Source organism: Amycolatopsis sp. NPDC004772, assembly GCF_053601215.1.
Genome location: NZ_JBSGBK010000105.1, coordinates 1 through 21,287 on the forward strand (window position 1 = coordinate 1; position 21,287 = coordinate 21,287).

Annotated in this window: 16 protein-coding genes; 10 read left to right on the forward strand and 6 right to left on the reverse strand. The window is 69.3% G+C overall.

The window, feature by feature from the left end:
- Window positions 1-289: 289 nt before the first annotated feature.
- Genes ACWEF6_RS37765 through sdhC form a run of 4 tightly spaced genes read right to left on the reverse strand, consistent with a single transcriptional unit; the run spans window position 290 to window position 3,699 of the window.
- Window positions 290-1,066, reverse strand: a complete 777-nt coding sequence (locus ACWEF6_RS37765) for a succinate dehydrogenase iron-sulfur subunit (protein WP_449687343.1) — start codon at window positions 1,064-1,066, stop codon at window positions 290-292.
- Entirely contained in the window at window positions 1,066-2,820 is a 1,755-nt protein-coding gene (gene sdhA, locus ACWEF6_RS37770; RefSeq protein ID WP_449687344.1) for a succinate dehydrogenase flavoprotein subunit, read from the reverse strand. The genes ACWEF6_RS37765 and sdhA overlap by 1 nt, the downstream gene beginning before the upstream one ends.
- 20 nt (window positions 2,821-2,840) lie before the next feature.
- Complete coding sequence (locus tag ACWEF6_RS37775) at window positions 2,841-3,254, reverse strand: succinate dehydrogenase hydrophobic membrane anchor subunit (RefSeq protein ID WP_003064185.1); 414 nt, start codon at window positions 3,252-3,254, stop codon at window positions 2,841-2,843.
- Window position 3,255: 1 nt separating this feature from the next.
- Window positions 3,256-3,699, reverse strand: a complete 444-nt coding sequence (gene sdhC / locus ACWEF6_RS37780) for a succinate dehydrogenase, cytochrome b556 subunit (RefSeq protein ID WP_449687345.1) — start codon at window positions 3,697-3,699, stop codon at window positions 3,256-3,258.
- Between the two features lie 396 nt (window positions 3,700-4,095).
- Between sdhC and ACWEF6_RS37785 the strand changes: the two genes are divergently transcribed.
- The 7 genes from ACWEF6_RS37785 to ACWEF6_RS37815 all read left to right on the forward strand — a co-directional run bounded on the left by ACWEF6_RS37785 (window position 4,096) and on the right by ACWEF6_RS37815 (window position 13,266).
- Window positions 4,096-6,087 carry an NPCBM/NEW2 domain-containing protein gene (locus ACWEF6_RS37785; protein WP_449687346.1) on the forward strand — a complete coding sequence of 664 codons (1,992 nt, stop codon included), beginning with the start codon at window positions 4,096-4,098 and terminating at the stop codon, window positions 6,085-6,087.
- Between the two features lie 367 nt (window positions 6,088-6,454).
- Window positions 6,455-7,597: a BMP family lipoprotein gene (locus tag ACWEF6_RS37790; RefSeq protein ID WP_449687347.1), complete on the forward strand. Its 1,143-nt coding sequence runs from the start codon at window positions 6,455-6,457 to the stop codon at window positions 7,595-7,597.
- A gap of 80 nt (window positions 7,598-7,677) precedes the next feature.
- Window positions 7,678-9,249, forward strand: a complete 1,572-nt coding sequence (locus tag ACWEF6_RS37795) for an ABC transporter ATP-binding protein (protein WP_449687348.1) — start codon at window positions 7,678-7,680, stop codon at window positions 9,247-9,249.
- Entirely contained in the window at window positions 9,246-10,337 is a 1,092-nt protein-coding gene (locus tag ACWEF6_RS37800; protein ID WP_449687349.1) for an ABC transporter permease, read from the forward strand. The genes ACWEF6_RS37795 and ACWEF6_RS37800 overlap by 4 nt, the downstream gene beginning before the upstream one ends.
- A gap of 32 nt (window positions 10,338-10,369) precedes the next feature.
- Complete coding sequence (locus ACWEF6_RS37805) at window positions 10,370-11,602, forward strand: ABC transporter permease (RefSeq protein ID WP_449687364.1); 1,233 nt, start codon at window positions 10,370-10,372, stop codon at window positions 11,600-11,602.
- A complete protein-coding gene (locus ACWEF6_RS37810) occupies window positions 11,603-11,992 on the forward strand; it encodes a cytidine deaminase (RefSeq protein ID WP_285456011.1) in 390 nt (129 codons plus the stop codon).
- Window positions 11,989-13,266: a thymidine phosphorylase gene (locus ACWEF6_RS37815; RefSeq protein ID WP_449687350.1), complete on the forward strand. Its 1,278-nt coding sequence runs from the start codon at window positions 11,989-11,991 to the stop codon at window positions 13,264-13,266. Before ACWEF6_RS37810 ends, ACWEF6_RS37815 begins: the two co-directional genes overlap by 4 nt.
- 274 nt (window positions 13,267-13,540) lie before the next feature.
- Here the strand turns inward: ACWEF6_RS37815 and ACWEF6_RS37820 are convergent, their stop codons facing one another.
- Window positions 13,541-14,665, reverse strand: a complete 1,125-nt coding sequence (locus ACWEF6_RS37820) for a PA containing protein (RefSeq protein WP_310971098.1) — start codon at window positions 14,663-14,665, stop codon at window positions 13,541-13,543.
- A 212-nt stretch (window positions 14,666-14,877) separates the two neighbouring features.
- On the opposite strand from ACWEF6_RS37820, the gene ACWEF6_RS37825 reads away from it, so the two are divergent.
- A complete protein-coding gene (locus tag ACWEF6_RS37825) occupies window positions 14,878-15,972 on the forward strand; it encodes an adenosine deaminase (RefSeq protein WP_449687351.1) in 1,095 nt (364 codons plus the stop codon).
- A 101-nt stretch (window positions 15,973-16,073) separates the two neighbouring features.
- On the forward strand, window positions 16,074-17,273 hold the full coding sequence (locus tag ACWEF6_RS37830) for an MFS transporter (RefSeq protein ID WP_449687352.1): 1,200 nt from the start codon (window positions 16,074-16,076) through the stop codon (window positions 17,271-17,273).
- A gap of 52 nt (window positions 17,274-17,325) precedes the next feature.
- Here ACWEF6_RS37830 and ACWEF6_RS37835 read toward each other — a convergent pair whose 3' ends face one another.
- A complete protein-coding gene (locus ACWEF6_RS37835) occupies window positions 17,326-18,582 on the reverse strand; it encodes a primosomal protein (RefSeq protein WP_449687353.1) in 1,257 nt (418 codons plus the stop codon).
- Between the two features lie 151 nt (window positions 18,583-18,733).
- Here ACWEF6_RS37835 and ACWEF6_RS37840 point away from each other — a divergent pair, with 151 nt between their 5' ends.
- Entirely contained in the window at window positions 18,734-21,238 is a 2,505-nt protein-coding gene (locus ACWEF6_RS37840; RefSeq protein WP_449687354.1) for a DEAD/DEAH box helicase, read from the forward strand.
- Window positions 21,239-21,287: the final 49 nt, after the last annotated feature.

A 21,287-nucleotide genomic window follows, 5' to 3' on the forward strand; every position in this document is an offset into this window, starting at 1 on the left:
GCCCCGGGGGGGTGCCCCGGCGGTAACGCGAGCATTCCCCCCCCCGGCCGCCGACTGAAGGGATAGCTGGGATGAGGGGCGGGGGAGGTCTGGTGACGTCGCTGGTCTCCTCGCGCTCCCGGCCGCCGGTCCGCGGGTGGCGGTGCCGTGGCCGGCTTGCGCCTCCGGCCGCCGGTCTGCGGGAGGCAATGCCGTGGCCGGCTTGCGCCCCCGGCCGCCGGTCCGCACCTGGTCCGAGAAAAACAAAAGGCCCTCCGGCAAGCCTTGCCGGAGGGCCTTTTGCCTACACTCAAACGCGCTTGAACAGCAGCGCCCTCTTCACTTCCTGGATCGCCTTCGTCACCTGGATTCCCCTGGGGCAGGCGTCCGTGCAGTTGAACGTCGTGCGGCAGCGCCAGACACCCTCGCCGTCGTTCAGGATGTCCAGGCGCTCCTCCGATCCCTCGTCACGCGAATCGAAGATGAACCTGTGGGCGTTGACGATCGCCGCCGGGCCGAAGTACGAGCCGTCGTTCCAGTACACCGGGCAGGACGATGTGCAGCACGCGCACAAGATGCACTTCGTCGTGTCGTCGAAGCGGTCGCGGTCCGCCTGGGACTGGATGCGCTCGCGGGTCGGCTCGTTGCCGTACGTGATCAGGTACGGCTTGATCGCCCGGTAGGCCTCGAAGAACGGGTCCATGTCGACGTAGAGGTCCTTCAACGTCGTCAGGCCCTTGATCGGGGCGATCGTGATCGTGGTCTTCTTGCCGTCCTTCTGGAGGAGGTCCTTCATCAGGACCTTGCACGCCAGGCGGTTGATGCCGTTGATCTGCATCGCGTCGGACCCGCACACGCCGTGCGCGCAGGAGCGGCGGAACGAGAACGTCCCGTCGATGTAGTCCTTCACGTAGAACAGCAGGTTCAGCAGCCGGTCGGTGCGCTGGGCCGGGACGTCGTAGGACTCCCAGTGCGGCTCCGAATCGACCTCCGGGTTGAACCGGAGGATCTTCAGCGTGACCGTGATCGGCGTGTGGTCCGAGTCGGAAGACGAGGAAGAAGCGGGAGCTTCGGCAACGCTAGTCATCAGTACTTCCGCTCCATCGGCTCGTAGCGGGTGAAGGTGACCGGCTTGTAGTCCAGCCGGATGTCGGACGTCAGCTCGGCGCCCTGCTTGTAGGCCATGGTGTGCCGCATGAAGTTCGTGTCGTCGCGGTTCGGGTAGTCCTCGCGCGCGTGGCCGCCGCGGGACTCCTTGCGCGCCAGCGCGCCCACGACCAGGACCTCGGCCAGCTCCAGCAGGAAGCCCAGCTCGACGGCTTCGAGCAGGTCGGTGTTGTACCGCTTGCCCTTGTCCGACACGGTGATCCGCTGGTACCGCTCCTTGAGCGCCTGGACGTCGGTCAGCGCCTGCTTCAGCGTGTCCTCGGTCCGGTACACCGACGCGTGCGAGTCCATCGTCTGCTGCATTTCCTTGCGGATGTCGGCGACGCGCTCGTCGCCGTGCTCCGACAGCAGGCCCGCCAGCTGCTCTTCGACGAGCTTGGTCGGGTCCGAAGGCAGCTCGACGTGCTCGTGCGCCAGCGCGTACTCCGCGGCCGCGATGCCGGCGCGGCGGCCGAACACGTTGATGTCCAGCAGCGAGTTCGTGCCCAGGCGGTTGGAGCCGTGCACGGACACGCACGCGACCTCGCCCGCCGCGTAGAGGCCGGGGATGACGTTCTCGTTGTCCCGCAACGCCTCGCCGTGGATGTTGGTCGGGATGCCGCCCATCACGTAGTGGCAGGTCGGGAAGACCGGCACCGGCTCCTTCACCGGGTCGACGCCCAGGTAGGTCCGGGAGAACTCCATGATGTCCGGGAGCTTCGCGTTCAGCGTCTCCTCGGGGATGTGCGTGACGTCCAGGACGACGTAGTCCTTGTTCGGGCCGCAGCCCCGGCCCTGCAGCACTTCCTGCACCATCGAGCGCGCCACGATGTCGCGCGGCGCGAGGTCCTTGATGGTGGGGGCGTAGCGCTCCATGAACCGCTCGCCGGAGGCGTTGCGCAGGATCCCGCCCTCGCCGCGGACGGCTTCGGAGATCAGGATGCCCAGGCCTGCCAGGCCGGTCGGGTGGAACTGGAAGAACTCCATGTCCTCCAAGGGGAGGCCCTTGCGGAAGATGATGCCGAGGCCGTCACCGGTGAGGGTGTGCGCGTTCGACGTCGTCTTGAAGATCTTGCCCGCGCCGCCGGTGGCGAACACGATCGACTTCGCCTGGAAGACGTGCAGCTCGCCGGTGGCCAGCTCGTAGGCGACGACGCCGGAGGCGATCGGGTTGCCGTTCTCGTCCGGGCTGGTGACCAGGTCGAGCACGTAGAACTCGTTGAAGAACTCCGTGCCGTACTTGACGCAGTTCTGATACAGCGTCTGCAGGATCATGTGACCGGTGCGGTCCGCGGCGTAGCAGGCGCGGCGGACCGCGGCCTTGCCGTGGTCACGCGTGTGCCCGCCGAAGCGGCGCTGGTCGATCTTGCCTTCGGGCGTGCGGTTGAACGGCAGGCCCATCTTCTCGAGGTCGAGGACCGCGTCGATGGCCTCCTTCGCCATGATCTCGGCGGCGTCCTGGTCGACCAGGTAGTCGCCGCCCTTGATCGTGTCGAAGGTGTGCCACTCCCAGTTGTCCTCTTCGACGTTCGCCAGCGCGGCGCACATGCCGCCCTGGGCCGCGCCGGTGTGGGACCGGGTCGGGTAGAGCTTGGTGAGGACCGCGGTGCGGGCGCGCTGGCCGGACTCGATGGCCGCGCGCATGCCGGCGCCGCCGGCGCCGACGATCACCACGTCGTACTTGTGGAACTGCATGGTGGGAGCTCTCCGGGGCTTCAGTTCGCGGGCATGTTCGGGTCGAAGGTGAAGATCACCATCGTGCCGACGGCCAGGATCAGCACCATCGAGACGTACAGCAGGATCTTCAGCCAGAACCGCGTGCTGTCCTTGCGCGCGTAGTCGTCGATGATCGTGCGCAGGCCGTTGCCGCCGTGGATCTCGGCGAGCCAGAGCATGGCCAGGTCCCAGAACTGCCAGAACGGCGAGGCCCAGCGGCCGGCGACGAAGCCCCAGTTGATCCGGTGCACCCCGCCGTCGAGGATGTTCATGATCAGCAGGTGGCCGAGCACCAGGATGACCAGAGCCAGCCCGGAGATCCGCATGAACAGCCAGCTGTAGAGCTCGAAGTTGCTCCGGCGCGCGGCCGGGCGCTTCGGGGTGCGGGGGTTGGCGAGCGCGAGGTCGGCCATGTCAGTTACCCCCGAAGAGCGTCTCGGCGGTGCGCTTCAGCATGAAGAACGCACCGGGGACCATCACGACGACCCAGACGACGCCGATGGCCCACGTCATCGCCTTCTGCAGCTGCGGGCCCTTCGACCAGAAGTCGACCAGCATGACCCGGATGCCGTTCAGCGCGTGGAACAGCACCGCGCCGACCAGGCCCACCTCCAGGAGGTTGACGATCGGCGTCTTGTAGGTCTCGATGACCTGGTCATAGGTGTTCGGCGACACGCGCACCAGCGCGGTGTCGAGCACGTGCACGAACAGGAAGAAGAATGTGAGCACGCCGGTGATGCGGTGCAGGACCCAGGACCACATGCCGGGGTCGCCCCGGTAGAAGGTCCCCTGCCGGCGTGAGGCACCCGCCCGATCGCTCGCCCCTGCCGCTGTGGCAGTGCTCGCCGTGGTGGACATCGGTGAACGGCCTCCAACGTCTGACTGTGCGCCCGGTGGCCGGTGAGGTCCGCTGCCCGCCGCGGGAACGGCGGCCGTGCCGAGATCAACGTCATCGAGCCTGGATGAATCGGATGCTAGACCCGCACCCGGAACGCGGCTCACCTCCGGGTTCCCCTCTGTGATGGACCAGACACCGGCACTCCCGCGCCGCCACCCGGCGGTGTGGTGCAGCGCACTCGGTCGCGCGACGGCTTCCGGTGTCCCACCCACCGGTCATCTGACCTCTATGGGATCTGATATCTGATGCGCTAAGCCGAACGGCTGGTGATATCCATGTGTCATTGACCAACCCTGCTGTCGCCCCTAGCGTCGCTCGGGTAAACATCGGATCTCTCACGATGGGGTGACGTTCTGGTGCGACGACTCGGCCTGGTGATCGCCGTCGCGGCTCTGCTGCCCGTGGTGTCGGTCACGCCTGCGCAAGCGCTGCCCGACGGACTGGCGCCGACCCCGCCGATGGGCTTCAACAACTGGAACACCACCGGCTGCGCCGTGGACGAGCAGCTGATCCGCGACACCGCCGACATCTTCGTCGACAAAGGACTCAAGGCGGCCGGGTACGAGTACGTCAACGTCGACGACTGCTGGGCCGAGCCGGAGCGCGACGCCGACGGGCGCATGCAGGCGAACAAGGCCCGGTTCCCCGGCGGCATCAAGGCACTGGCCGACTACGTCCACGCGAAGGGGCTGAAGTTCGGCATCTACACCAGTGCGGGCACGCTGACCTGCGCGAAGACCCAGCCGGGCGCACTCGACCACGAGGATGTCGACGCGCAGACGTTCGCGGACTGGGGCGTCGACTACCTCAAGTACGACAACTGCAACAACCAGGGCCGGCCCGCTCTCGAGCGGTACACGAAGATGCGCGACGCGCTGAGGAAGGCCGGTCGCCCGATCGTGTACTCGCTGTGCGAGTGGGGCGAGAACAAGCCGTGGACGTGGGGCGCCGATGTCGGGCACCTGTGGCGGACCACCGGCGACATCAAGGACAACTGGGCCAAGATGCTCCAGATCCTCAAGGCGAACGCGCCGCTCGCGCCGTACGCCGGGCCGGGGCACTGGAACGATCCCGACATGCTCGAGGTCGGCAACGGCGGGATGACGACCGAGGAGTACCGCTCGCACTTCTCGCTGTGGGCGATGATGGCCGCGCCGCTGCTGATCGGGGCCGACCTGCGCAAGGTGTCGGCGGCGAACTTCGACGTCCTGCGCAACACCGAGGTCATCGCGCTCGACCAGGACCGCCGCGGCGTCCAGGCCCGCGTGCTGTCCAACCAGGACGGACGCTGGGTGTTCGCCAAGCCCCTCGCGAACGGGGACGTGGCGATCGCGCTGTTCAACGAGACGACGTCGAGCGCCACGATCGGCACCACCGCGGCCGCGGCCGGGCTGCCCCGGGCCGCGGGCTACACGGCGCGGGACCTGTGGGCCCACCGCGACCTCCAGACGGCGGGCCGGCTGTCCGCGGTCGTCCCGCCGCACGCGACCGTCGTCTACCGGGTCCACGCGGGCGGCGCGTGGTGGCGGAACGCGCCGCTGGTGAGCACGGGCATCGAACTGGCCGCGCCGGTGCCGGGTGTCCCGGGCGAGCTCACGCCGGCCGGGCAGCCCTTCGAGGTCACGGTGTCGGCGACCGACGAAGCCCGCGTCCCGGTGTTCGACCCGCGGGTGACGCTCACCGCGCCGGCGGGCTGGCGCGTCGAGCAGGTGGCGCGGCCGCGGGCCGTCGTGCTCGGCACCGGCGAGACGGCGGCCGGGCGCTGGCGGGTGACTCCGCCGGCCGGGACCGAGGGCACGACGGCGGTGCTGCGCGGCGGCGTCACCTATCGCACGGCCGGGTTCGGGCAGGTCACCTGGTCCGGTGAACAGCGGCTGACCGTGCCCGCGGCACCGCCCACGACGCCGGCGTGGGCGAGCGACCTGCGCTGGGCGGCGGAGAAGAACGGCTACGGCCCGGTCGAGCGAGACATGTCCAACGGCAGCATCCCGGCGGGCGACGGCAAGCCGCTGACCGTCAACGGCGTGGTGTACCCGAAGGGCCTGGGAGCGCACGCGCCGAGCGAAGTCGTGTTCTACCTGGGCGGGCGCTGCACGCAGTTCACCGCGGACGTCGGCGTCGACGACGAGCGCGAGGCGACGAACAAGCAGGGCTCGGCCACGTTCGAGGTCTACGCCGACGGCGTGAAGGCGGCGGCGACCGGTGTCCGGACGTGGCAGGACCCGGCGATCCCGCTGGCGGCGGACCTCCACGGCGCGAAGTACCTGCGGCTGGTCGTCACCGACGGCGGGGACGGGAACTCGTACGACCGCAGCGACTGGGCCGCCGCCCGCCTCACCTGCGCCTGACCGGCTCGTGAGTGGAAAGGAGGGTTCTAACCCTCCTTTCCACTCACGACCGGTTGTCTCAGAGAGTGATCGGGCTGGCCCACTCTCTGGTCAGTCCGGCACACTGAGTGACGCGAAACGGCATTTTCGCCGTCCCAACTCGAGCCGTTCCACCGAAAGTAGCCCGCAGTAGGCCCGTTGATCACTTTCGGTGCTCGGTTCGTCGCGCGTGCGACTCGTGAGTAAACGTTTGTGTTACGTAGCGTGCCTTTCCTATGGCGCATTCCTGTCCGGCGGGTACGGTCTGGCGGTCGACCCGGCAGTAGGGCCGGGCCGTGCCCTTGACCATCCGCTGGATCAGCGGGGAGGGAGACACACGTTGCGTCGCATGCGTGGAACCGCGCTGGCCGCCGCGGCCATGGCCGGGGTGCTCACCCTGGCCGGGTGCGCCAAGGATTCCGGCGGTGGTAACAGCTCGAACAACACCGCGGCCTCGACGGGCGGTTCCGACTGCGTCACCGCGCAGAAGCCGCCGGCCGCACCCGCTGCCGCGAGCAGCTCGACCGCGGCCGGCGAGAAGGTCGACGGCAGCAAGCTGAAGATCGGCCTGGCCTTCGACGTCGGCGGCCGGGGTGACGCGTCGTTCAACGACGCCGCCGCCGCGGGCACCGACAAGGCGAAGTCCGACCTCGGCGTGACGACGGTCAGCGAGAGCACCGCCTCCGCCAGCGAGGCCGAGTCGGCCAAGCAGCAGCGCCTCGACCAGATGGCCTCCTCGGGCCTGAACCCGATCGTCGCGGTCGGCTTCGCCTACGCGCCGTCGGTCAAGGTCATCGCCGCGAAGTACCCGAACACGAAGTTCGCGATTGTCGACGACGACTCGATCCAGCTGCCGAACGTGACGCCGCTGGTCTTCGCCGAGGAGCAGGGCTCGTTCCTGGCCGGCGTCGCCGCCGCGTACAAGAGCAAGAACTGCCACATCGGCTTCGTCGGCGGTGTCAACACCCCGCTGATCCAGAAGTTCGAGGCCGGCTTCCTGCAGGGCGCGAAGACGGTTTCGTCCAAGATCAAGATCGAGGACGAGTACCTGACCCCGGCCGGTGACTTCTCCGGGTTCCAGGACCCGCCGAAGGGCAACGCGAAGGCCGCGGCCGAGATCGCCAAGGGCGCGGACGTCATCTACCACGCCGCGGGCGCCTCGGGTAAGGGTGTCTTCGACGCCGCGAAGGCGGGCAACGCGCTGGCCATCGGTGTCGACTCCGACCAGTACAACCAGAAGACCGTCGAGGCCGACAAGGACGTCATCATCACGTCCATGCTCAAGCGCGTCGACGTCGCGGTGTTCGACTACGTGCAGGCCGTCGCCAAGGGTGACCTGAGCGGCCTGCCGAAGCGGTTCGACCTCAAGGTCGACGGCGTCGGCTACGCCACCTCCGGCGGCAAGGTCGACGACATCAAGGACGTCCTGGACGGCTACAAGGCCCAGATCATCTCGGGCGCCATCACCGTTTCGGACAAGCCGCAGAAGTAGCTGACAACGTGTCCGGGGCTCGGAGGATTTCTCCTCCGGGCCCCTCACGCGTTTCCACGAGATAGGGAATTCTCCCGCCCATGAGCACAGCCGAGGCCCCGGCCGAGGCCGTCCCCGACCGGGGCGCCCCCGCCGTCCAGCTGACCGGGATCACCAAGCGCTTTCCCGGCGTGGTGGCCAACTCCGACGTCAACCTCACCGTCGCCGCCGGCGAGGTGCACGCCATCTGTGGCGAGAACGGCGCCGGCAAGTCCACCCTGATGAAGATCCTGTACGGCATGCAGCCGCCGGACGAGGGCACCATCGCGATCAACGGCGAAGAGGTGAAACTGCGCAACCCGCAGGACGCCATCCGCGCCGGCATCGGCATGGTGCACCAGCACTTCATGCTCGCCGACAACCTGACCGTCGGCGAGAACGTCTTCCTCGGCGCCGAGGGCCTGCACGGCATCGGCCGCGCCGCCCGCGCGCGGCTGGCCGAGCTCGCCGAGCGCACCGGTCTGCACGCCAAGCCGGAGACGCTGCTGGAAGAGCTCGGCGTCGCCGACCGCCAGCGCGTCGAGATCGTCAAGGTGCTCTACCGCGGGGCGAAGATCATCATCCTCGACGAGCCGACCGCGGTGCTGGTCCCGCAGGAGGTCGACGCGCTCTTCGACACCGTGCGGGAGATGAAGGCGGGCGGCTACACGTTCCTCTTCATCTCGCACAAGCTCGACGAGGTCCGCGCGATCGCCGACACCGTCACGGTGATCCGGCGCGGCACCACCGTCGGCACCGCCGACCCGAAGGCCATCACCTCCCGCCAGCTCGCGGAGATGATGGTGGGCTCCGAGCTGCCCAGCCCGGAGACCCGCGAGTCCACGGTCACCGACCGGGACGTGCTGCGGCTGACCGGGCTGACGCTCGGCGCCGAGGGCTCGGACCGCAACGCGCTCGACGACGTCTCCTTCACCGTGCACGCGGGCGAGGTGCTCGGCGTCGCCGGCGTCGAGGGCAACGGCCAGACCGAGCTCGTCGAGACGATCATGGGCATGCGCAAGCCGACCGGCGGCACGATCGAGCTGGTCGACGCCGACGGCAAGTCCCGCGACCTCACGAAGGCGGGCACGCTGGCGCGGCGCGAGGCCGGCATCGGGTACATCGCCGAGGACCGCACCCGGCACAGCCTGCTGCTCACGCAACCGTTGTGGGTCAACCGGATCCTCGGCTACCAGACCCGCGAGCCGGTCTCGAAGGGCCAGCTGCTCGACATCGCCGGCGCCCGCGCCGACACCGAGCGGATCGTCCGGGACTACGACGTCCGCACGCCGGGCATCGACGTCCCGGCCGCCGCGCTCTCGGGCGGCAACCAGCAGAAGCTGATCGTCGGGCGCGAGCTGTCGGGCAACCCGGTGCTGCTCATCGCGTCGCACCCCACCCGCGGGGTCGACGTCGGCGCGCAGGCCCTGATCTGGGAGAACATCCGCCAGGCCCGGGCGGCCGGCCTCGCCGTGCTGCTCATCTCCGCCGACCTCGACGAGCTGATCGGCCTGTCCGACACGATCCGGGTCATGCTGCGCGGGCGCCTCGTCACCGAGGCCGACCCCGCCACGGTGACCCCGCAGGAACTGGGCTCCGCGATGACCGGCGCGGGGGAGGGTGACGAACAATGACGTCCTGGCGCACGAAACTGCTGCCGCCGCTGCTGGCGATCGTCTTCGCCGTGCTGCTGTCGGCGATCGCGCTGATCATCTCCGGCGCCGACCCGCTGCAGGCGTACGGCACGATGATCGGCCAGATGTTCAAGGGCTCGACCTCGGTCGACACCGTGAACCTGGCGACGGTCTACTACCTGTCCGGGCTCGCGGTGGCCATCGGCTTCCAGATGAACCTCTTCAACATCGGGGTCGAGGGCCAGTACCGGTTCGCCGCCGTCGTCGCGGCCATCGCCGGCGGCGCGATGAAGCTGCCGCCGGTCATCCACGTCCTCGCGATCCTGCTGGTCGCGGTGGTCGCGGGCATGACCTACGCGGCCATCCCGGCGGTCCTCAAGGTCACCCGCGGGGTCAGCGAGGTCATCTCGACGATCATGCTGAACGCGATCGTCGCCGGCATCATCGCCTTCCTGATCAACGCCGACCAGTTCGGCGTGCAGACCGGCAACAACATCGGCACCCGCGTGATCGAGCCGTCCGGCCGGATCCCGGGCATCCCGCTCGGCTCGGGCACGCTGTTCGGGTTCGTCTTCATCGCCGCGATCGTCGGCGGGGCCTACTGGTTCATGCTCAACCGCACGCGGTTCGGCTTCGAGCTCAAGGCGTCCGGCGAGTCCACCACCGCGGCCGCCGCGGGTGGCGTCAACGCCAAGAAGATGACGCTGATCGCGATGCTGCTCTCCGGTGGCGTGGCCGGCCTGGTCGCCATGCCGGAGCTGCTCGGCCGCGACTACAGCTACGGCATCACCGCGACCCAGATGTACGGCTTCACCGGCATCGCGGTCGCGCTGCTCGGCCGCAACCACCCCGGCGGCATCGCGCTCGGCGCGCTGCTGTGGGCGTTCCTCGACACCTCCGCGGTGTCGCTGGAGCAGATCAACGTGTCCAAGGAGATCGCGACGATCATGCAGGGCATCATCGTGCTGTCGGTCGTCGTGGCGTACGAGATCGTGCGACGCGCCGACCTCGCGGCCGAACAACGGAGGGTGGGCCGCGCGCTCGCCGGCCGCAAGGGTTCCTCGGTCGCCGAAGGGGGTGCGGTGTGATCACCGACGTCGCTCCCGAATCCGGCTCGACCATGCCGGTGCAGCGCAGCAAGAAGGGCCGGATTCCCGGCTGGCTGCGCGGCGTGATCTGGGCCGTGGTCGCCATCGCCGTCATCTCGACGGCGTCCTACTCCACCGGCGTCGCCGCGCTGACGTCGTCGAACACCGCGCAGACGGCGTTGCGCCTGGCGCTGCCGATCCTGCTGTGCGCGCTGGGCGGCCTCTGGGCCGAACGCGCGGGCGTGGTCAACATCGGCCTCGAGGGCATGATGATCCTCGGGACCTGGGGCGCCGCCTGGGGTTCGTACAACGGCGGCGTGTGGGCCGGCCTGATCTCCGCGATCGTGTTCGGCGCGCTGGGCGGCCTGCTGCACGCGGTGGCGACGGTGACGTTCAACGTCAACCACATCGTTTCCGGTGTCGCGATCAACCTGCTCGGCCTGGGCATCACCAAGTACCTGGCGAACCTGATCTTCGCGCCGATCTCCGGCAACCCGCGGCAGTCGCCGGTGGTGCCGAAGTTCGACACCTACTCGGCGACGTTCCTCTCGGACTGGCTGGGCGACCTGGAGAAGCAGCAGCGCGTCGGCATCTCCGACGTCGCCGGCATCCTGCGCGGGCTGGTCACCGAGGTGGCGCCGCTGACGATGCTCGCGATCATCCTGGTGCCGGTGAGCTTCTGGGTGCTCTGGCGGACGCGTTTCGGCCTGCGGCTGCGCTCGTGCGGCGAGAACCCGGTGGCCGCCGAGTCGCTCGGCGTGAACGTCTACCTGCACAAGTACGTCGCCGTGATCATCTCAGGCGCGTTCGCCGGCATGGGTGGCGCGTCGCTGGTGCTGCTGCGCGGCGGCGCGGACTACCTGGAGAACCAGACGAACGGCCGCGGGTACATCGGCCTCGCGGCGATGATCTTCGGCAACTGGCGCCCGGGCGGCCTGCTCGGCGGCGCGGCGCTGTTCGGCTACGCGGACGGCCTCCAGCTCGCCGGCGGCGGCGAGGCGGTGCTCGCGCTGCTGTACGGCGCGGTGATCCTGGTCGCCGTGATCGTCGTCGTGCAGTTGTTCCGCCGCCAGTGGATCGCCGCCGGGCTCGGCGTCGTCGGCGCGGGCGTGCTGTACGCGATCTACTGGTCGAACGACACGCTGCCGTCGGACCTGATCCCGTACACCGCGCACTTCGTGACGCTGATCGTGCTGGCGGTGGCGTCTCAGCGGCTGCGGCCGCCGAAGGCCGACGGACAGCCGTACCGGCGAGGGGAGGACTGAGTGTCTACTGTGGATTGGGATGCTCTGCGTTCCCAGGCGATCGAAGCGGCTTCCCATGCGTACGCACCTTATTCGGGGCTGCACGTCGGGGTGGCCGGGATCGTCGATGACGGCCGGGTGGTGACCGGGTGCAACGTCGAGAACGCTTCCTACGGGCTCGGGCTGTGCGCCGAGTGCACGATGGCCGGGCAGCTGCGGCTGTCCGGCGGCGGGCGCCTGGTCGCCGTCGCTTGCCGGTCCGGTGCCGGTGACCTGCTGATGCCGTGCGGGCGCTGCCGGCAGATCCTGTTCGAACTGGGCGGTTCCACGTGCCTGGTCGACACGCCGAGCGGAATCCTGCCGATGTCCGACGTCCTGCCGGACGCCTTCGGCCCGGACGACCTCCCGTGAGCGCGTTCGCGGCGGTCGACGTCATCCGGACGAAGCGGGACGGCGGGACGCTCTCGGACGAGCAGATCGACTGGGTCGTCGACGCCTACACCCGGGGTGACGTCGCCGAAGAGCAGATGTCCGCACTGGCCATGGCGATCTTCCTGCGCGGGATGACCTCGGCCGAGATCTCCCGCTGGACGCACGCGATGATCGCGTCGGGGGAGCGGCTGTCGCTCGCGGTGTCCCGCCCGACGGTGGACAAGCACTCGACGGGCGGCGTCGGCGACAAGATCACGCTGCCGCTGGCGCCCCTGGTGGCGGCGTGCGGCGCGGCGGTGCCGCAGCTGTCCGGCCGCGGGCTCGGGCACACGGGCGGGACGCTCGACAAGCTGGAGTCGATTCCGGGCTGGCGGGCCGCACTGTCCACTTCGGAGATCCAGGCGCAGCTGGAAGACGTCGGCGCGGTGGTCTGCGCGGCGACGTCCGGGCTGGCCCCGGCGGACAAGAAGCTGTACGCGCTGCGGGACGTGACGTCCACAGTGGAATCGATCCCGCTGATCGCCAGCTCGATCATGAGCAAGAAGATCGCGGAAGGCGCGTCCGGACTGGTCCTGGACGTGAAGTTCGGGTCCGGTGCGTTCATGAAGACGCTCGACCAGGCGCGTTCGCTGGCTTCGGCGCTGACGTCGATCGGCGCCGACCACGGCGTCCCGACGACGGCGTTGCTGACCGACATGAACGTCCCCCTGGGGCGCGCGGTCGGGAACGCGGTGGAGGTCGCGGAGTCGGTCGACGTGCTCCAGGGCGGCGGGCCGCCGGACGTGGTCGCGCTGACGGTGGCGCTGGCCCGGGAGATGCTGGCGCTGGCGGGCATCTCCGCCGACCCCGCGGCGGTGCTGGCTTCCGGGGAGGCGTACGAGGTCTGGTGCCGGATGATCGCGGCCCAGGGCGGCGACCCCGCGGCTGCTCTTCCGACGCCTGCGCACGTCCACACGGTCGTGGCGCCTTCCTCGGGCGTCCTGGCTTCGCTGGACGCGTACGCGGTGGGCGTCGCGGCATGGCGGCTGGGCGCCGGACGGGCCCGCAAGGAGGACCCGGTCCAGGCGGCGGCGGGCGTGCTGTGCCTGGCCAAGCCGGGCGACGACGTCTCCGAGGGGCAGCCGCTGCTGGAACTGCACACGGACACCCCCGACGCGGTCCCGGCAGCCCTGGCGGCGCTCGAAGACGGGTTCTCGGTCGCCTCGTCAGCCCCCGAGCCGGGCCCGATCGTCGTGGAGACCATCCGCAGCTAGCCGCTTCACTGTGATAGTCGTCGCGAAAATGATCACCCGTCCGAGTGACATCCGGGCCCCATCTCGCGTGATCAGAGCCGTAACTCGCGTGATTGAGCCCGGATCTCGCGTGATCAGAGCCGTAACCGACGTGATCAGGCCCGTCACGGCTCCGATCACGCGAGATCCGGCTCCAGTCACGCGAGTTCCGGCCCGGATCACACGAGTTACGGCCCCCATCACATGAAGAAGGCCCCCGCGGGATCCCGGCGGGGGCCTTCTTCACACGTGGGCCTTACTCGGAGGCTTCTTCCGCGCCTTCGCCCGTCTTGGCCTTGGCGTCGGCCGGCTTGGGGGCGCGGCCGTTGCGGGAGCTGCGGCGGGGCTGGCGCGGGGCCGGCGGGGGCGGGGCGATCTGCTGCACCGCCGGGCCGCCGCCGAGCATCAGCTCCGCGAACGTCGCCATCGCCTCGTCGAGCTGGCCGCCGATGCGGCGGACGCTCTCGTCGTTGCTCTTGCGGACCAGCGTGTCGACCGAGTCGGTGTCCGGCTGCTTCGACAGCGTGCCCTCGACCTTCGACAGCCCGGCCTTGAGCGCGCCGTCGAGGTCGCCGATGCCGGAGAGGAAACCGTCCTCGACCTTGTCGAGGCGGGAGGCCAGGTCGTCGAGGCGGGTGGTGACCGTTTCGAGCCGGTTGCCCAGGTTCTCCAGCCGGTCGGACGCGTCGATCATCTCGCCGGTCTCGGTCAGCGCGACCTTGAGCGCCTCGGTGTTGGCGTCGATCCGCTCGTGCGTCGTGCGGCCCAGCTCGCCGACGCGCTCCTGCGTGACGCGGCTCAGCTCGTCGACCTTGCCGCGCAGCTCGTGGTCCACGGTGTCGACGCGCTCGCGCAGCGACGACTCGGCCTGCTCGATCCGCTCGCGGACCGGGCCGTGCACCGACTGCGGCAGCGACTCGAGCTTCGCGTCCTGCTTGTCGAGGTGGCCGCCCAGCTCGTCGAGCCGGCGGTGGATGTTCTGGAGCTTGTCCTCGAGGCCGTCCATCCGGCCCGCGACACCCTCGAAGCGCGCGGCGACGCCGTCGAGGCGGCCGTCGAGCTGGGCGAAGGGCTTGGCGAGCTTGTCGACGATGCTCTCGACGGCCCGGGTCAGCGCGGCGATCGCGTTGTCCTGGGCCTCGAGGCGCGACATCGTCTCGTCGAGGCGCTCGGCCAGGACGCTGACCTCGGTGCGGTCGGGCATCTCGGACAGCCGCTTGCGGACCGCGCCCAGCGAGTCCACCGGCGCGAGGCGGGCGTAGATGTCGTCGAGCGCGTCGAAGATCTGCTGCTGCTCGCTCTCACGCACTTCGGCCGCGCGCACCAGCATGTTGCGCATCCGGTCGAAGGACGGGGCGGCAATGTGGTTGTCAGTGGTCACTGCTGTGTGTCCTTCGTCGGCGGGGAAATGGAGGGACGTGCCACGAAGCTTATCGATTGCAAAATTGCTGTGCGTATGGCCCCCGTGAAGTGGCTATTGCGGAGGCCGCCCCCGGATGGCCGATTCGTCACATGATCGTCGATGCTGAGGGTGAACCCGAACCTGAGAGTTACGGCCATGTAGGGGAATGACAACGAGGTTACCGTTGGGGGATGCCTGACGAAAGCCCTGTTCTGCCCACCGAGACACTCCGCCGCGCACCCAAGGTGCTGCTGCACGACCACCTCGACGGCGGCCTGCGCCCGGCCACCGTCGCCGAGCTCGCCGACGCGACCGGTTATGCCGGTCTGCCCACCACGGACCCCGCCGAGCTGGGCAGCTGGTTCCGCCGTGCGGCCGACTCCGGCTCACTCGTGTCCTACCTCGAGACCTTCGCGCACACCTGCGGGGTGATGCAAACGGAGGAATCGCTGGTCAGGGTCGCCGCGGAGGCGGTCGAGGACCTGGCCGCGGACGGCGTCGTCTACGCCGAGGTGCGCTACGCACCGGAGTTGTTCGTCGAACGCGGTCTGTCACTCGATGCGGTGGTCGAGGCCGTTCAAGCGGGGTTCACGGAGGGCACCCGGCGGGTGGCCGCGAACGGCGGCAGCATCCGCGTCGGGACGTTGCTCTGCGCGATGCGCCAGCACGCCCGGGCGCTCGAGATCGCGAACCTGGCCGTCCGCTACCGCGACGCCGGCGTCGCCGGGTTCGACATCGCCGGCCCCGAGGACGGATTCCCGCCCACCCGCAATCTCGACGCATTCGAATACCTGCGTCAGAACAATGCGCATTTCACCATTCACGCGGGCGAAGCCTTCGGTTTGCCGTCCATTTGGGAAGCGATTCAGCACTGCGGCGCCGAGCGGCTCGGGCACGGCGTGCGCATCGCCGAGGACATCAAGACCGACGCCGACGGCACGGTCCACCTTGGACGGTTGGCCGCGTACGTCCGCGACCGCCGCATCCCCCTGGAGATCTGCCCGACGTCGAACGTCCAAACAGGCACGGTCCGCTCGATCGCCGAGCACCCCATCGGGCTGCTCGCGAAGCTGCGCTTCCGGGTGACCGTGAACACGGACAACCGGCTGATGAGCGGATGCACGATGACCAGCGAATTCGCCGCGCTGCACGAGGTGTTCGGCTATGGTATCGACGACTTCCGCTGGTTCACCATCAACGCGATGAAATCCGCGTTCATCGATTTCGACGCCCGGCTCGCGCTGATCGACGACGTCATCAAGCCCGGGTACGCCGCGCTCGCCTGACCTCCCCCGCTTCGGACCGCAACGTGCTTGCGGTCCTTAGCTGTGCCAACTATCGTTCACTATGTAGGAACAACTTCTCATTATTTGAGACGGTGACGAAGATGGCGCAGGTCGAGAGCGGTCAACTGCACGCGAATCCACGGCGTTGGCTCATCCTCGCGCTCGGCCTCGCCGCGCAGACCGCGAGCTGCTCGTTCCTCTACGGCCTCCCGTTCCTGGTCCCGGCGATGCGGGCCGCCGAAGGGCTGACGCTGGCCGAGGCGGGAACGGTCGTCGCGGCGCCGAGCATCGGGTTGCTGTTCACCCTGATCGTGTGGGGCGCGGCTGCGGACCGTTACGGAGAGCGTCTCATCATGGCCCTCGGCCTGGGCATCTCGGGATTACTCCTCGTGTACGCGGGGGTAGGAAGTCACCCGGTCGGGCTCCTCTTTGGGGTGTTTTTGGCGGCCGGTGCCTGTACGGCTTCGGTGAACGCGGCGAGCGGTCGCGTCGTGATGGGCTGGTTCGCCAAGTCCGAGCGGGGCGTGGCGATGGGGATCCGCCAGACGGCCCAGCCGTTGGGCGTGGGCGTGGCGGCGCTGGGCCTGCCGCCGCTGGCCGCGCACTACGGCTTCCGGGCGGCGATCCTGCTGCCGGCCGGGCTGGCGATCCTGGTGGCGCTGCTGGTGGCCTGGCTGGTGACGGACCCACCGCGTCCGCCCCGCCCGGCTTCGGGGGAGAAGCCGCCGTCGCCGTACCGGCACGCGGCGCTGTGGCGGGTGCACGGGGCGAGCGCGTTGCTGGTGGTGCCGCAGTTCGCGGTGTCGGCGTTCGCGCCGGTGTACCTGGTGGCGGTCCAGCACTGGAGCGCGCTGTCGGCGGGCTGGTACCTGGCGGCGGTCCAGGTCCTGGGAGCGTTGGGCCGGCTGGGGTCGGGCTGGTGGTCGGACCGGGTCGGGAGCCGCCTCCGCCCGATGCGGGTGCTTGCGGTGCTGAGCTGTTTCGTGATGCTGCTGGTCGCTCTCGGGGACGCTTCTTGGCCGTGGCTGGTGCTGCTGGCCCTGGCGCTGGCGGGAATCATCACGGTGGCGGACAACGGCCTCGGCTTCACGGCCTCGGCGGAGCTGGCGGGCCTGGCGTGGTCCGGCCGCGCGATGGGAACGCAGAACACGGGCCAGAACATCGCGGCCTCCCTCACCCCACCCCTCCTGGGCCTGGTGATCGGCGACAGCAGGTACGCCCTCGCCTTCTGCGTGGCGGCGATCTTCCCGGCCCTGGCGGTCCTGGTGGTCCCGGTCCGCGCCGAACACCCGTCGCCGTAACGGCGAAGGCCGCCTCCCCGAGTACGGGAGGCGGCCTTCGTGGAACCAGGGATCAAGCGACCGTCAGGCGGTTCTCGAAAGTTTCGACCAGCTTGCGCCACGCGCTCTGCTCGGCGTCGAACGGGGCCGACGGCTCGAGGCGGGTCGGGTCCGGGCGGAGCACGAAGGACACCAGCCAGCCCAGGCTTTCGTTGCCCGCCAGGGCCGTCTCGGCCGAGTCGTCGCCCGCCCAGTCCGCCGCGTCCGTGATCAGCTCGACCGCCAGCTCCAGCTGGGTCGGGTCGATCGCCTCCGGGCCCTCCGCGATGTCCGCGTCCAGGCCCGTCAGGACGTACGTGTTCTCGGTGTCGACCTCGATCTCGAGCTCGCCCGCCGTGGCCTTCGCCAGGACTTCGTCCCACGTGGACACGTCCGCGAGGTCCGTGTCGGCCAGGTCCTTGCCGTCCGCCAGGGCGCGGGCCAGCGCGCCCGGCGACGTGAACACGTCGATCTCGCCCTCGCTGCCCAGGAACACCGGGGTGTCGTCGAGGTAGCAGCGCAGCGTGTAGTACTCCGCGCCGGACGTGATGATCTTGATCGGGTCGATGCCGACCTCGGCCCAGAAGCCGACCGGGCCCTCTTCCTCTTCTTCTTCCGAATCCGAGTCGTCCGAGATCGCCTCGAGGTCCTCTTCACCCTCGGCGCCGGCTTCGGCCTCCGCGGACTCCTCGTGGAACGCCGCCAGCTCCTCGGCCGTCTGCTCCAGCACCTTCTCGTCGACCTCCGGCTGGGTCACCAGGCCGTCGATCGCGTCGAGCACGGTGTCCCACTTCTGCGACACCGTCTCCGACAGGTCGTTCCACACCTGGACGCCGACGCTCCCGGTGAACGGCAGCGTGCCCTGGTCGAGCAGGGAGAAGCCCTCGGTCGAGTCGAGGATCTCGTGGACTTCCTCGAGGTCGCAGACGTCGGCGAGCGACCGCACGATGCCGACGATCTCCGCCAGCTCCGCGATGTGCCAGACGTCCGGCTCCTCGGCGACCAGCTCCGGGACGCCGACGAGGTCGTACGTGTGGTCCTCGTCCGGGATCAGCTCCGGCACGTTCAGCGACGGCACCGCGTCCCACGCCGGGTGGTCCAGCAGGTCGTGCCGCTCGGACGTGCGCACGAACGCGGCCAGGTGCGCTGCGTCGGCGAAGGCGTACAGGTCGTCCTCGTCGCCGAGGAACGCTTCCCACTCCTCGCCGTCTTCCCGCCAGCGCGGCGCCCACAGGGTGACGACGTCGCCCTGCGGCAGGCCGAGTTCGATCGGGATGATGTCCTGTGCCATTCCTAAGCCCTCCGGAGTACCGCCCGTGTGCGCGCGTGATGGGAAGTATCACCCAGTCGACGCGCGGTACCGCGAAGCCTACGGGTTTACCGGTCGCGATGCGATCGCCCCTGCCGACTTTGCGACGAGCGGATGGCACGATGGACGCCTGATGACTCTCACCGACCTCCTGCCTGCGGATCCCGACCCCGACGCCCTCTTCGAAGCGTTCACGACCTGGACGGCCGAACGGGGTATCGAGCTGTACCCGGCGCAGGAGGAGGCGGTGATGGAGGTCGTCTCCGGATCGAACGTCATCCTCTCGACGCCGACCGGCTCCGGGAAGAGCCTCGTCGCCGTCGGCGCGCACTTCACCGCGCTCGCCCAGGGCCGCCGCAGCTACTACACCGCGCCCATCAAGGCCCTCGTCTCGGAGAAGTTCTTCCAGCTCATCGACATCTTCGGCGCCGACAACGTCGGCATGATGACCGGCGACTCCAGCGTCAACCCGGACGCCCCGATCATCTGCTGCACGGCCGAAATCCTGGCGAACATCGCGTTGCGGTTCGGGGCCGGCGCCCCCGTCGGGCAGGTCGTGGCCGACGAGTTCCACTTCTACTCCGAGCCCGACCGCGGCTGGGCCTGGCAGGTGCCGCTGCTTGAGCTCCCGAAGGCCCAGTTCGTCCTGATGTCGGCGACCCTGGGCGACGTCTCCTTCTTCGAAAAGGACCTCACCCGCCGCACCGGCAAGCCGACCGCCGTCGTGACGTCGGCGCAGCGCCCGGTCCCGCTGACCTTCCGGTACGCCCTGACGCCGCTGCACGAGACCATGTCCGAGCTGCTCAACGGCGGTCAGGCGCCCGTCTACGTCGTGCACTTTTCGCAGGCCGCGGCCATCGAGCGGGCGCAGACGCTGATGAGCATCAACGTGACGTCGAAGGCCGAGAAGGAGGCCATCGCCGAGCTGATCGGCGACTTCCGGTTCGCCGCCGGCTTCGGCAAGACGCTCTCGCGGCTGGTCCGTCACGGCATCGGCGTCCACCACGCCGGCATGCTGCCCAAGTACCGCCGATTGGTCGAGACCCTGGCCCAGTCCGGGCTGCTCAAGGTGATCTGCGGGACCGACACGCTCGGCGTCGGCATCAACGTGCCGATCCGGACGGTCGTCTTCTCCGCGCTCACCAAGTACGACGGCGTCCGCCAGCGCCACCTCAAGGCGCGCGAGTTCCACCAGATCGCCGGCCGGGCCGGGCGCGCGGGCTACGACACCGACGGCTACGTCGTCGTCCAGGCGCCCGACCACGTCGTCGAGAACGCCAAGGCCCTCGAGAAGGCGGGCGACGACCCGAAGAAGAAAAAGAAGATCGTCCGGAAGAAGGCGCCGGAGGGGTTCGTCAACTGGACCGAGAGCACGTTCGACCGGCTCATCGCGGCCGACCCCGAGCCGCTGACGTCCAGCTTCAAGGTCACGCACTCGATGCTGCTGAACGTGATCTCCCGGCCGGGCAACGCCTTCGACTCGATGCGGCACCTCCTCGAGGACAACCACGAGGACCGCGCGTCCCAGCGCAAGCTCATCCTGCGCGCCATCGCGATCTACCGCGCGCTGCTCGCCGCGGGCGTCGTCGAGCGACTGTCCGAACCGGACGATCAGGGCCGGATCATCCGGCTCACCGTCGACCTGCAGTTCGACTTCGCGCTCAACCAGCCGCTTTCGCCGTTCGCGCTGGCCGCGATCGAGCTGTTCGACCTGGAGTCGCCGAGTTACGCGCTCGACGTCGTGTCCGTTGTGGAATCCACTGTGGACAATCCGCGGCCGGTGCTGTCACAGCAGCAGTTCAAGGCGCGCGGCGAGGCCGTGAACGCCATGAAGGCCGAGGGCATCGAGTACGACGAGCGGATGGAGCTGCTCGAGAACGTCACGTACCCGAAGCCCCTCGAAGAGCTGCTGCAGGGCGCATTCCACAGCTACCGGCAGGGCCACCCGTGGGTCGACGACTACGAGCTGTCGCCGAAGTCGGTCGTGCGGGACATGTACGAGCGCGCGATGAACTTCGTCGAGTACATCGGCTTCTACCAGCTCGCCCGATCCGAGGGCCTGGTGCTGCGCTACCTCGCCGACGTCTACGACGCGCTGCGCCACACAGTCCCGGACGAGGCCAAGACGGAGCCGCTGCAGGACCTCATCGAGTGGCTCGGCGAGCTGGTCCGCCAGGTCGACTCGAGCCTCCTCGACGAGTGGGAAGCGCTGCGGCACCCGTCGGAAGAGGGCCCGGTGTCGACGCGGCCGCCCGCCGAACCGCCGGCCGTCACCCGCAACGAGCGTGCCTTCCGCGTCCTGGTCCGCAACGAGCTGTTCCGCCGGGTCGAGCTGTTCGCGCGGCGCGCGTGGTTCCCGCTGGGGGAGCTGGACGCGGCTTCGGGCTGGGACGCGGACGCGTGGCAGGAAGCGATCGAGGACTACTTCGAGGAGTACGAGACGCTCGGCACCGGCCCGGACGCGCGCGGCCCGCAGCTGCTGATGATCGAGCAGCAGCCGGACGTCTGGAAGGTCCGCCAGATCTTCGACGACCCGGCGGGCGACCACGACTGGGGCATCAGCGCCGAGGTCGACCTGGCGGCGTCGGACGAGGCCGGGATGGCGGTGGTCCGGGTGACCGAGGTGGGCGCGCACTGACCGGGTTGCGCCCAACGGCGCAGTCCGGCGGCGTGGTTTCGGGTTAGCG